The sequence below is a fragment of the Denitrovibrio acetiphilus DSM 12809 genome (genome assembly GCF_000025725.1).
Taxonomy (GTDB): Bacteria; Chrysiogenota; Deferribacteres; order Deferribacterales; family Geovibrionaceae; genus Denitrovibrio; species Denitrovibrio acetiphilus.
The window spans coordinates 1,648,031-1,660,259 of the sequence record NC_013943.1; the positions used below are offsets into that span (position 1 = coordinate 1,648,031).

Consider the following 12,229-nt stretch of genomic DNA (forward strand, 5'->3'; position numbering starts at 1 on the left):
TAAAAAAGTGATCATGGCTAGCTACAAGTACCCTTAATGTTAACTAACATGCTAATTTTTTATAATTTTCAGTATTCATTACAGAAATACTACCATTTCGAACCAAAATCATTTATAACTAAATTGTAAGCAATTTATGTTTTTTATAGCGAGGGTCAGTAATGAAATTCAGAAATCTTTCCATCCAATTTAAATCTATCATTCTGATAGCAGCCTGCATTGTTCTATACATCTCATTAATAGTTTATATGGAAGCCAGAAGAAGCCACATGCTTGACGATGTCATCTCTGTCAATGTCAAGAACCTTAACTCCGTTGTGTACAATCTTGTTACAGATTCTCTTTCAGAAGGAGGATTGGACTATGTAAAAGAGATGATAGCTAAAGTCAAGGCGATGCCCGGTTTTATAGCTCTTTCTGTTTACCGCACTGACGGCAGTGTTGTCTATAACTCCAACAATGACGACTCACATCTTGTAATCGAGACACACAAGGAACCATTCAAAGAAGTGAAAACTAAGAGTGTTGTCTATCACACACCCATAATAAACGATGCAAGCTGTATCGACTGTCACGAAGACTGGAAAGTGGGAGATGTTTCCGGCTATACTAGTGTAGAGCTTGATACTAGTCAGATCAACACTATTACACGCATCAAAAACTATATGATAACCGCAAACATCCTTATAGGTTTCATAATAATCTGTCTTGTTTATCTGGTTATAAAATTTGTTGTCGTAAAAAAGGTCAAAAAGCTCGGCTCCATCATAGATTCAGCACAGGCAAATCTTGACCTTACAGCAAGGTCACATAATGATATAGCGGATGAAATAGGCAGTATCTCAGATGGATATAACGGACTGATGGCTGTGATCGAAAAAGATATAATCAAAACATTTTCTTCCATAGCAAATGTTTACGAACAAATCATGCCTATTACAATTAATAACAATTACACAAAAGATATATCAGAAGAAAATCTTAAAATTGCCGGTGAACTTGAAAACTCCGGAGAGCAATTCAGTATTTCAATTCAGGATACTCAAGGCAATGTGGAAGAGCTTTACAGCATGTCAGACATACTTTGCTCCACTGCGAACGAAGGGGAAATACTTATTAAAGACTCTGTTGAACAGTCAAAAAACGTAAGTACACTTGCAGAGAGCATGAACGAACAAATGCTTGAGCTTTTAAACGCTTCAAAAGATGTCACATCTATGATGAGTATTATTGAAGACATCACTGAACAGACAAACCTGCTTGCGCTCAACGCAGCAATCGAAGCTGCCCGTGCCGGAGATGCAGGGCGTGGTTTTGCTGTGGTTGCCGGAGAAGTCAGATCCCTTGCAGAGAAAACTAAAGTTTCCGCTGAAAACATTAATAAAGTTGTCAAAATCATGCAGACAAAAGTTGATAAAGCAGAAGAAAACAGCATGGAAGTCATATCACTTGTAGCAAACCAGATGGAGGGCATAAGTAATACCCACAGAAAATTTGAAAGCATCAACAGTACCCTGCGCGACCTTAACGATACGACTGCTAAAGTTGCAAAGTCTATTGAAATCCAGTCTGCTTCCACATCCCAGGTTGTTTCTGCTGCGAAAATGTCTGCTGAAAGAGCTGAAGCCATGTCAGACGTTACAGAACAAATGAAGGTCTTTGCTGCCCATATCTTTGATTATCTGAAACAAACTGAATCTGAACTTAATAAATTCAGTCTGGATAAAAATAAAATGGCTTTCATCAATTTTAAAATCGAACTCACAAACACCATTGCCAACAGATTAATCAGAAACGATGTGAAACAAAATATCCCACTTGGATCAATGGCTGAAAACTCACATTACAAAGATATGAAAGCAAAACTTGACCAGAGGGAGCTCAACGAACTTGAGTCAAGATATAGGGCTTTTAACAGTTCGCTCAGTAACTATAAAGGATGGGACGACATCATGGCTAGTGTCACTTCTCTTTTTGAATGCATCAATAATATAATTGAAAGAGTTATGAGAGCCAGTTAACAGACATAGGTAAAACTACCGTATTTACATAACGGATTCACCTAATAACAACAAGCCCCGAGCTATAATACTAATATATTTAGTTTTTATAGAGCGGGGCTTTTTTTTGTCATTTTTTTCCCCCTCTCCGTTTAAGTTGATAAATCATGTAATTCATCTATATTTTATAATAATAAAACAAAAGTGGTAAAAACATGCCTGCAAAATACCCGAAAACCCTTAAAGAATGTTACGCCGTAATTGATTCTCTCAAGCAGGAAATCACAATGGTAAAGGGAGCATATAACGAGATAATGAACTCCGACATTGTTAAAAGACGTATGATGGATGATGCTCATCTGGGTGAAATCGAACTCGACACAAAAAGCAATATTGTAGGCATCAACAGAGGGTTTGAAACCCTTCTGGGTTATGAAGAAGGAGAACTTTTACAACTAACTTTTTATGACCTGCTCAGCGAAGGACACGAGACACACGATTATGTTTTTCCCATATTTAAAAGAACAGGCGTGGTCAGGAACCTTACGTGGAAGATGAAAACAAAACAGGGACAGCCACTAACGGTAGTTCTCTGCGGCAGGGCAGTATATGACGAAGCCGGACAGTTTAAAAAGGCTGTAGGTATAATTCTTGACATTACAGAACAAGTAAACATTTTCGAAACACTTCAGGAAGTGGAAAGAGAAAAAGCTCTCATTATGGATGTCATGACCGACTGCATCATTTACTACGACACCGACCTGCGTGTTATCTGGGCAAATAAAATGGTTTCAAAAATATCAGGAATACCTCCGGAAGAACTGGCAGGGAAAAGATGTTTTGAAATATGCCATAAAGCTCAGGGGTTCTGCAAAGGCTGCCCTCTGGGTGATCCTCTTCACACAACACATCCAAAAGCAGGAGAAATACGAGCAAATGACCTGATATTCTACATTATGACCTACCCTGTCAAGAACAGTAGCGGAAAAACTATAGGGATTGTACAGATAATAAGAAATACCACCGAGCAAAAGATGCTGGAACGGGAAGTGCTTGAAATTTCCACAAAGGAACGCAAAAAAATTGGGAATGACCTACACGACGGTCTAGGACAGATGCTGACAGGAATTTCATACATGTCTAATGCTCTCCAGCGAAATCTTTCAGGAAACGAAAACACACTTCCTATAGCAGAGAACATTGAAGCTTATTCTAAAAGAGCCTTACAGATGATGCGTGACATACTGAACGGACTCTGCCCTGTTGCAGAAGACCCTGACGGGCTAATGACAGCATTGGAAACTCTATGCTCAAACGTATCTTCAATTTATAATGTTAAATGCTATTATGACTGCTGTAAGGACATTCAGGTTCCTGACTATGAGGTATCAAATAATCTTTACTTTATCGCTCAGGAGGCTGTCTCGAACGCTATCAAACACAGCAAATGCACCCGGGTCACCATAAGGCTCAAAATTATAAATGATAATCTCCTGCTCACTATAGAAGACGATGGAATTGGATTTATAGAAGAGGCGGGAGCTCAGACAGGACTCGGTATGCGCAGCATGAGATACAGGGCATCAATTATTTGCGGGACAATTGACATCAGCTCAACTCAAGGTAAAGGAACCACTATTAAAGTATTTACCCAAGTAGACTAGGAGAAACGGGAAAATGAAAAATTATTCAGTTTTTATTATAGACGATCACGCAGTAGTACGTGAAGGGCTTGCGATGGTTATAAATCAGGAAGCCGACATGGAAGTCTGCGGATCGGCGGACGATGGCCCTGTTGCGCTTCAGAAGTTGTTTAACATTGAACCAGACATCATCATAGTTGACCTGTCTCTGACAACATCGGACGGACTTGAGGTCATTAAGGCAATAAAGGCCCGCTACCCAAACATATTCATATTAGTACTCTCTATGCGGGAAGAGATGGTGTTTGCTGAAAGGTGTGTACGTGCAGGTGCTTCCGGCTATGTTATGAAGAGTGAAAAGCCCAGTGTAATTATCGAAGCGCTGCGTAAGATTATTAAAGGTAAGATTTACTTCAGCGAAAAAATGACTGAATACATTCTGAATAAAGCTATGAATGTTAAAAACTGTGAAGACAAAGATGTTGTTGAGGCTCTGACAGATAGAGAATTTCAGGTTTTCCAGATGATAGGAAACGGGTTCACCACAAAGCAGATAGCAACAAAACTGAACCTGAGCGTTAAAACAATTGACGCTTTCCGGGAGAGCATGAAGCATAAATTAGGGCTTAAAAGCGCACCAGAGCTGTCACAGTATGCCATAAAGTGGGCACATTATCAGGACGTAATAATATAATTCCCAAACTTTTATAGGGAGATAACAGCTATCGTTTCCGGTAATTCTGCTGATGGTTTTAATCCCCCAACAGGCTTAATATTACCACATAAGAACAATGAAACTTCTCATTAAATCCTCCTGCGATACATCCCAGAGGTAAATGATCTTCCTCAGAAGATTTTCTCCAACGTTTTGCGGGTATACATAGCATGATAGTATGCCCGCTTCCTAAAACTCCTGCCCTATTCTGCAAACAGCAAAAGTTACCGCAATAAGGTCCGCAACCCCGCCCATCGTGAGATTCATCTCAACAAACTCTTTATTAAGACCGCGAAGGAGCTTCTGTACATCACCTCCGCTCATTACGCACTCTTCTATCTTCAGTCCGTCTCTTTTCAGCTTATTAAGCCCAGCCTCTCCGCATCTGTGAAGTGCAGTGGTATCTTCAACAATCTGCATCAGCATTCCCATGGCGTAGTAAGCAGAGGTACTGTGCCCTTCCCCCGACGCTCTTGTTGTTGTATAAGCAGGGATTGCTTCATCAAAAACAGCAGGAAGCCCCAGCAGGCACTCCCCTATTATGCCCTTAACTTTATACTGAGCTCTGGCGCCGCTCCCCTTTGTCGCTGTGGGGACAGTCTCCAGAAACATTGCAGATGTCTCTTTTATCCCTTCACGCAGGTTGTCAAAGCACAGCGCAGAGATAAGCAGTATTCCCCCCAGAAAAATATATCCTCTGTGGGTATTGCTTCCACACTCCCTCATCATCCTCTCTTCTGCTCTAATGGCTATCTTGCGTAGTTCAGACACATCTGTACCGACACGAAGAGCTCCAGCCATTTCCGCAAAGTACAGTTCCAAAAGCCCTATTGACCGCACCATTATATTATAGCTCAGGTCAGGGTGTGAGCCGTGGTCAAACACATCCACAAGTCCTGGTTTCGGGCTGAGTTCAAGTTCTCTAACAGCCCCTTCCACCAGTGCGGATATAACTTTCTCTACATCTTTACTTTTTGAGGAGCTTTTCAGCTGCGTTAATGATTGTATTGGCGTCATGTCTCTTGTTTCTCATACAGTCTGCTGCGGGCTGACCGCAAACCAGACATTGACGGGGGGGCAAACCAAGACTTTTCCTGTCCGCCTGCTCCCCGTTTGCATTATATACGTCTATATCAAGCAGTCTTGCAGCTTTGGATGATTCTTCTATCTCCACTGCAATGCGCTTTGTTTTCTCCGTATCTTTTGAGCACATCAGTATTGCGTAATATCCCGCTTCATCTTCAACAGATACACAGTCAACCGCAGAAAGTTTTTCATGGACAGTTTCACAGGCATGCTGGAAAATCTCCAACACCCCCGCCGGCTTCTTATCCTGCCCCGGTATATTCAAAGAAATCATAACCACCGAGCCAGAACAGGTTCGTAAATATTCTGAAAGATGCTGCTCTCTGCTGTCTCTGGCCAGCAGAAGTTTATTCTTTAACTCTTCTAACTGCATCCACTATTGTTCCGTCTCTGTATTCCACAACGGCTATCACATCATCTTCAAACTCAAGCGGTTTTGGTTCCCCTGTTATGTTTATGATTTCGCTTTGAAGCTGGCGGATATCTTTCACTGGCAGTTTCCTCTTCAGAAGTTCTTTTTTCAGATCTTCATGTTTATCATTAACAGCGATACCACGTTCACAGACGATAACATCCACAGTCTCCCCAGGGGTTGTAACTGTCGTTACGTTGTCTCTGATAATTGGCAGACGCCCCCTTATAGAAGGTGCTGTAATGATAGAAAGTTTCGCTCCGGCTGCTGTGTCGCTGTGTCCGCCTGTATTATGCAGAAGATAGCCGTTTGACTCGGTGTTCACGTTAACATTAAAATCAACGTCAACTTCTGTAGCGCCGAGTATAACAGCATCCAGCATGTTTACAACACACCCGCTGTTAAAAGGGTTTGCATACATATCGGCACTGATCTCCTGATGATTCAGGTGTGAGCCTATGGACTCTACAGCATCAAGGTCAAAACACTGAACATCAAAAAGCGTCTGAAAAAGACCTTCGTTGAGCATTTTTACAAAATAACTTGTAATACCGCCAGAACCAAAACTCCCTTTTATACCATACTGAAGCATCTTTTTACGGACATTTTCAGCAACGGCAAGGGATGTCCCCCCGCTGCCCGTCTGAAATGAAAATCCGTCTTTCATCAAACCGGCGCAGTCGATGACTTCTGCTGCATATTTTGCTATCAAAAGTCCTATCGGGTCTTTTGTTATCCTTGTTGTGGTAGAAACGATCTTTGAAGGGTCTCCGAGATTCGCAACCTCAACAACATAATCAACGTTTGTCTGAGATATAGACACAGGTGACACTGGGTAATGCTGAAGGTTATCTGTTACAGCCACAACAGTTCTTGCGTATTCTGCATCCAGATGTGCATACCCAAGACTGCCACAGGCGGAAGGACCGTAATACCCATTCATATTTCCGTATATGTCGCAAATGGGTGCAGCGATAAACGCAACATCCACAACGACTTCACCTGTAACCATAGAGCGTGCTCGCCCGCCGTGTGTGCGGACAGTTATCGGACACCTGATCTCACCCTTTGAAGCGAGTTCACCTATCAGACCGTTAACACCGCACTCAAAAGCGCTTATCACGCCTTTATTAATATATGGGATAAGCTCGGCATGCACAGGGTGTATTGAGCTTGAAGCTATCTTTATATCTCTGATGCCCAGAGCATCAATCTCTTTGACAACAGTATTAAGCAGGGCATCACCATTTCTGAGGTGGTGGTGGGTGGCTATTGTCATGCCGTCTTTTAAACCGCTGGCGATGATAGCCTCTCTTATGCCGTCGAGTATCTTGCTCTGCCCGGGGTTAACTCTGCGGACAGGTCTGCTCGCTCTATCGCCTTCAGGCTTTATTGAAAACGGGTCTTTGTATGGTATGCATTTTTTTCCATTAAAGCTGTCAGGAATCTCCCTGCCCAGACTATTTCGAGCCATAAATCACCTCATCATCCAGTTCATATTCGATCAGCCCCTGAGAAATGGCGCTTTTGATAACTCTTGTTGCTCTTTTAACAACAGGAGCATCTACCATTTTTCCGTTCAGGGATATAACACCTGTCCCCATTGCCCTTGCCTTAATGATCGCCTCAACAACCTGTTTTGCGTAATCGATCTCCTCTGCTGTAGGTGCAAATATCTCGTGGATAAGCTCTATCTGTCTCGGGTTAATTAGTGACTTACCGGAAAAACCAAGAGTTTTGATAAGACGTACTTCTTTAGCGAAGCTCTCCATGTCTGAAACATCGGCAAAGATAGTATCCAGCGCCTGTATACCCGCTGCTTTTGCAGCCCATATAACCCTTGTTCTCGCGTGGAAGAGTTCTTCACCGCTTTTAGTTCGCTCTATCTCCATACTTGCAGTGTAATCCTCCGCACCAAAAGCAAGAGCAATAACACGATCAGAGCATCTTGCTGTTTTGATACAGTTGATAACCCCCTGGGCACTCTCAATGGACGGAATGATTTTGAATGTTCCGATCTCAAGCTTAAGTTCTTCCTCGAACTCTGTAAGGAGTGTATCAAGCCTTTCCACTATCTCGGGAGTATCCGCTTTAGGAAGTCTTATTCCGTCAGGTTTTGCCGGAAGTACCTTCACAAGGTCATCATACCCCCACTCTGTATCCAGCGCATTTATTCTTACGAAAACTTCTTTATTTCTATCTTTATATGTTTCAATAAACTTAGTAACCAGTTCCCTTGCCGCATCTTTTTCACTCAGGGGGACAGCATCTTCAAGGTCGATAAAAACCCCGTCACAAGTAAAAATAGGAACATTCTGAATCATGGACGGCATATTGCCCGGTACATAAAGAAACGAGCGTCTCAGCTTTACCTCTTCTTTATTCATTACTTATCCTCAATAAAAATTGTTGTTGTCCCGGCAGATTTTGAAAGATGTCTCTCAATACCGGAAACAATTATCTCTGTCACTACAAGCTCACATGAAGCAAAAACTTTTGCATCGAAAAGATGTCCTCCGAAAACTTCACCGGAAGCCTTGGACACCATGGTATGAAGGTGGACGTCAGCTTCATCATTTTCATCAGGAAAGATGTTGCCTGAAAGCCCCAAAAGCTCCAAAGGACCAGCCATCTGATGGATAGTCATTCTGGCATTGGTCAGAGGAAGCGTTGCTCCGGTTTTAATCCCGCGGAATCTAACGTCTGTAACAGAACCTACAGCTGAAACAAGCATAGCATTTTTGACATCAGCCTCTTTCGCAAAGTTCTTAAGCGACTCATGGATATTTTCACCCTGAGATATCTTTAGGATGAAACGTCTGCCGTTTTCGCAGCTTTTAAACCATGCTCCTTTCATTTTGCAACTCCTGCCGAACGCTGAACCGCCGTCTTAAGCCTTGCTTCAATAGCATAATCAAGAGCGCCTCTGTCGTTTATCCTTATATGGCCATTTTCAACATCAAGTCCTTTCAGAGTGTCCTGAGCCTTGGCTCTTATAAGGTGCTCAAACTGCTTAGCAACAGTTGACTCGATGTCTATCAGTAATTCTTCAGCCGGCTCTACAAAAACCATTAAGTCGCTTGACTGCATGGTTCCCGCCTGAGCTTTCTTCATTATTTTCATCAATGCCTCCCTGACATTTGAGAAGTATTTATTTCATTATTAAATTCGTCAGAATTTATATATTCCATCGTTGAAGGGGGCAGATAGTTAACTGCCTCCTGTGCTCGACCTTCTATAAGAAGCCGACGCACCTTTGATGCACTTATAGCATCACATCCGGTTTTAAGTCTCTCAATCTCTTCAAAGCTTATACCACTTAAGGGGAGTATACTACGCATTCCGCTGTTATACGCCCCCGTTATTTTGCAATAAGGCTCTGTTCCTGCAAAACGGGTTGTAATATTAAAGAAAGGAGCGATATATTTAACAAAAATATTAAGATCAGTCTCAAGCTGGTGAAGGCTGACATCTGTTTCTGCATCTATAAAATATGAAGGGAATGTTCCGCGGCTCACAGCGTAATACCCAGTAGGCAGCACTGTTACATTGTCCAGATGTGCCACCCCTTTTTCCACAAGCCTGTAACGCACACGGAAAGGGAACGAAGATGAATCTTCTTCCACAACAAACACATACAGGTGATCACACTTTGCTGCCGCCTGTTCCACAAGATACTGATGCCCTTTGGTGAAAGGATTGCAGTTCATTATCACTGCTCCATTGTCACCTTTCCTGACACAGCTTTTATATTTACGCAGATAATCCTTGATACCACTGCCGTATTCCAGCAGAGCAACCTTAGATGTTACACTCAGTAAATGAAAATTAAGTGCTGTAAAAGCGTGATATAATTCGGGTTTTGTAAAGATAAGAAATGACTCATGACCAGCCTCAAAACCATTAGCAACAAGCGAAGTAATAAGTTCTGAGTATATTTCCGAAGCCTGACTGTCCTGAGAAACAGCTATCATTTTTAAAATGTAGCCATCCCTCGCACCAGTAGCTATAAGTTTCCCTTTAGAATCATGGATGCCCATTACTACATCGTAATGGTCGTCGTACTGCAAATTGTATGAAGCCAAAAGCTCTCTGACCATTAAGATATCTCTATCCGTCAGAAGTTGCTCAACCATTTTTTCCTCAAAAACATTAAAGTTTCGATACTTTCTAAACGTATGATATATCAAGAAAAACTAATTACAAGCATTCTTTTAAACTCTCTTTTAACCACGCAGGATATAAAAGTGTGTTGACTAATACAGAACAAAAAAGGATTTATTATCAGGATATTAGAAATATGATTATCTAATACATATATGAAAGTTTAACGTTTCACACATCAAAATATAAAACAAGTTGATACAGAGAACTACTTAATTTAAAGAAAATATACTTATTTTACTTTTTCTATGTCTCCATATTAATAAAAATTACCTTATAACATAAAAACTAGCCCTGAGCTTTATTCAAATCTGGTCCTTGTTTTGCCACCTTATTTCAATATAATTTTCATACATTTTGCGGAGAGATAAGTAATCAATGTTTTGGATGTCATTATTATATACAGAATTGTATTAAACTGTGCGGAGGCTTCTTTGAAACTTAAAACTAAAATAATATTTGCTGCTGTGGCGGTAATGATAATTACTGTAATTATCATCCTTACACAAACAACTACGAAGTCATATGGGCAGCAGCTTAATATGACTCAAGAACACCTTAAAAAAGAAGCATATTATCTTTCAAAAAGTATCAATACATGGGTTAACAGCCACGTAACTGTTCTTGAAGCAATGGCAAAAGGCTTATCAGAAAATACCATATCAAAGGATGAAATTTCTGACAGGATTATTCCATTTAATAACCAGTTTGACTTCAAATCATTTCTTGTTGTTTTTGAGGGGACAAACAAAGTTGTCCAGTCCGAAGGCTGGGTTCCTCCATCAGACTGGAACCCGCATACGCGCGACTGGTATGTAGATCTAAAAAATACAGAAAAAACCGGGCTGTCTGCCCCTTTTATTCATTCTCAGTATAAAACAGAAGCACTTGTGCTTAATTCACCTCTTTTTACAGACAACAGGTTTTCAGGTGCAATAAGCACCACTTTAGAACTAAAGCCTCTTATCAAAGCTGTTGAAACAAAAATTGGTAAATCAGGCTACAGCTTTATTATATACAAAGACGGCACAATGATAGCCAACCCTAATAAATCTTTGATAATGAAAGCAAATGCATTTGATAAAATGCCTGGGTTTAAAGAACTGGTAGAAAAATCTGACAGCGGAACATATGAGTATAATTTTAACGGCATACAGAAAATGCTATATTACTATGTGGTTCCCGCCAATGGCTGGATATGCGCAATCACAATTGATAAAAACGAAATAGTCCAGCCAATTAAAAGCCAGACTTTAACTATTATTATTACAAGTATATTCCTGATGGTTCTAAGTGCATGTCTCCTAATGGCTTTCCTTATTTATGGGTTTAAACCACTTGATAAGCTTGTAATAATGCTGGCTGACATTTCTGAAGGAGAAGGAGACCTTACCAAAAAACTTGAAGCAGGTGGTAAAGATGAACTGAATCAGGCTGGGCACTATTTCAACAAATTTATCCAGAAACTTTCAGAAAGCCTCAAAAGTGTTGTAAGCCTTTCCGCTGATGCTGCAAATGAAAGCGAAAACATCAACCATACAATAGAAGTCATGGCATCTGAACTGCATAAACAGGCACAGGACATACTAGGCCTTGCCGGAGCAATAGAAGAAATGAATACAACAGTATTGCAGGTGAGTGAAAATGCAAACACCGCAGCATCACAAGCAGAAGAAACAAAAGAAAATGCCAAAGAAGGCAAACAGGCAGTCAATGATACTGTAAAAATGATGGAACAGATCAATTCTTTTGTCAAAGAATCAGCAGATGTCATTGCAAGAATGACCTCTTCCGTAACTCAGATCAATGATATAACTATAGTTATAAATGACATAGCAGACCAAACCAACTTGCTTGCCCTCAATGCCGCCATAGAAGCAGCTAGAGCAGGAGAACACGGAAGAGGGTTTGCAGTTGTGGCAGACGAAGTACGTAAACTTGCTGAAAGAACACAAACAGCCACAAGCGAAATATCAAAAATGGTTGATGAAATACAAGCTGAGTCAGAAAATGTCAGCACCAGTATAAAAAGCGGTGTTGATACAGTTCAAAGAGGTAAAGAAATTGCTCAAATATCTAATGATAAACTTGATATGATCATAGATGTTGCCACTGTGACATTAGACATGGTAACACAAATGGCAACAGCATCAGAACAACAGGCAGCAAGAGCGTGTAAATAAAAGTGTGTAAACGTCGTATGTGTTAA

The 12,229-nt window shown here is 40.9% G+C and carries 11 protein-coding genes; 4 read left to right on the forward strand and 7 right to left on the reverse strand.

The genetic code is table 11. The features are described 5' to 3' along the window. The first annotated feature begins 161 nt into the window (after positions 1–161). From DACET_RS07945 to DACET_RS07955, 3 genes are all read left to right on the forward strand, one after another. Positions 162–2,021 carry a methyl-accepting chemotaxis protein gene (locus DACET_RS07945; RefSeq protein WP_013010865.1) on the forward strand — a complete coding sequence of 620 codons (1,860 nt, stop codon included), beginning with the start codon at positions 162–164 and terminating at the stop codon, positions 2,019–2,021. Positions 2,022–2,215: 194 nt separating this feature from the next. Continuing rightward, the gene (locus DACET_RS15550) at positions 2,216–3,664 is read left to right on the forward strand and encodes a PAS domain-containing sensor histidine kinase (protein WP_013010866.1); all 1,449 of its coding nucleotides are present in this window, start codon (positions 2,216–2,218) and stop codon (positions 3,662–3,664) included. A 13-nt stretch (positions 3,665–3,677) separates the two neighbouring features. Next, positions 3,678–4,337 carry a response regulator gene (locus DACET_RS07955; protein ID WP_013010867.1) on the forward strand — a complete coding sequence of 220 codons (660 nt, stop codon included), beginning with the start codon at positions 3,678–3,680 and terminating at the stop codon, positions 4,335–4,337. Positions 4,338–4,547: 210 nt separating this feature from the next. On the opposite strand, the gene DACET_RS07960 is transcribed toward DACET_RS07955, so the two are convergent. From DACET_RS07960 to DACET_RS07990, 7 genes are read right to left on the reverse strand one after another with little or no spacing between them, the layout of a single operon-like run. Further along, entirely contained in the window at positions 4,548–5,375 is an 828-nt protein-coding gene (locus tag DACET_RS07960) for a triphosphoribosyl-dephospho-CoA synthase (RefSeq protein WP_013010868.1), read from the reverse strand. Beyond that, positions 5,326–5,817, reverse strand: a complete 492-nt coding sequence (gene citX, locus DACET_RS15555) for a citrate lyase holo-[acyl-carrier protein] synthase (RefSeq protein WP_013010869.1) — start codon at positions 5,815–5,817, stop codon at positions 5,326–5,328. Before citX ends, DACET_RS07960 begins: the two co-directional genes overlap by 50 nt. Next, the gene (gene citF / locus DACET_RS07970; RefSeq protein WP_013010870.1) at positions 5,792–7,330 is read right to left on the reverse strand and encodes a citrate lyase subunit alpha; all 1,539 of its coding nucleotides are present in this window, start codon (positions 7,328–7,330) and stop codon (positions 5,792–5,794) included. Before citF ends, citX begins: the two co-directional genes overlap by 26 nt. Beyond that, positions 7,317–8,243, reverse strand: coding sequence for an HpcH/HpaI aldolase/citrate lyase family protein (locus DACET_RS07975; RefSeq protein WP_013010871.1), 927 nt, complete (start codon positions 8,241–8,243; stop codon positions 7,317–7,319). The genes citF and DACET_RS07975 overlap by 14 nt, the downstream gene beginning before the upstream one ends. Further along, entirely contained in the window at positions 8,243–8,713 is a 471-nt protein-coding gene (locus DACET_RS07980; protein WP_013010872.1) for a PPC domain-containing DNA-binding protein, read from the reverse strand. The genes DACET_RS07975 and DACET_RS07980 overlap by 1 nt, the downstream gene beginning before the upstream one ends. Next, positions 8,710–8,979 carry a citrate lyase acyl carrier protein gene (gene citD / locus DACET_RS07985; protein WP_013010873.1) on the reverse strand — a complete coding sequence of 90 codons (270 nt, stop codon included), beginning with the start codon at positions 8,977–8,979 and terminating at the stop codon, positions 8,710–8,712. The genes DACET_RS07980 and citD overlap by 4 nt, the downstream gene beginning before the upstream one ends. After that, entirely contained in the window at positions 8,979–9,992 is a 1,014-nt protein-coding gene (locus DACET_RS07990; protein WP_013010874.1) for a [citrate (pro-3S)-lyase] ligase, read from the reverse strand. Before DACET_RS07990 ends, citD begins: the two co-directional genes overlap by 1 nt. A gap of 462 nt (positions 9,993–10,454) precedes the next feature. On the opposite strand from DACET_RS07990, the gene DACET_RS07995 reads away from it, so the two are divergent. Beyond that, positions 10,455–12,203 (forward strand): methyl-accepting chemotaxis protein, encoded by a 1,749-nt coding sequence (locus DACET_RS07995; RefSeq protein WP_041229943.1) that lies wholly within the window; start codon positions 10,455–10,457, stop codon positions 12,201–12,203. Positions 12,204–12,229 lie beyond the last annotated feature (26 nt).

Coding starts and splice junctions, on each gene's coding strand:
- DACET_RS07945 (WP_013010865.1), top strand. CDS start 162: ATGAAATTCAGAAATCTTTCCATCCAATTTAAATCTATCATTCTGATA.
- DACET_RS15550 (WP_013010866.1), top strand. CDS start 2,216: ATGCCTGCAAAATACCCGAAAACCCTTAAAGAATGTTACGCCGTAATT.
- DACET_RS07955 (WP_013010867.1), top strand. CDS start 3,678: ATGAAAAATTATTCAGTTTTTATTATAGACGATCACGCAGTAGTACGT.
- DACET_RS07960 (WP_013010868.1), bottom strand. CDS start 5,375: ATGACGCCAATACAATCATTAACGCAGCTGAAAAGCTCCTCAAAAAGT.
- citX (WP_013010869.1), bottom strand. CDS start 5,817: ATGCAGTTAGAAGAGTTAAAGAATAAACTTCTGCTGGCCAGAGACAGC.
- citF (WP_013010870.1), bottom strand. CDS start 7,330: ATGGCTCGAAATAGTCTGGGCAGGGAGATTCCTGACAGCTTTAATGGA.
- DACET_RS07975 (WP_013010871.1), bottom strand. CDS start 8,243: ATGAATAAAGAAGAGGTAAAGCTGAGACGCTCGTTTCTTTATGTACCG.
- DACET_RS07980 (WP_013010872.1), bottom strand. CDS start 8,713: ATGAAAGGAGCATGGTTTAAAAGCTGCGAAAACGGCAGACGTTTCATC.
- citD (WP_013010873.1), bottom strand. CDS start 8,979: ATGAAAATAATGAAGAAAGCTCAGGCGGGAACCATGCAGTCAAGCGAC.
- DACET_RS07990 (WP_013010874.1), bottom strand. CDS start 9,992: ATGGTTGAGCAACTTCTGACGGATAGAGATATCTTAATGGTCAGAGAG.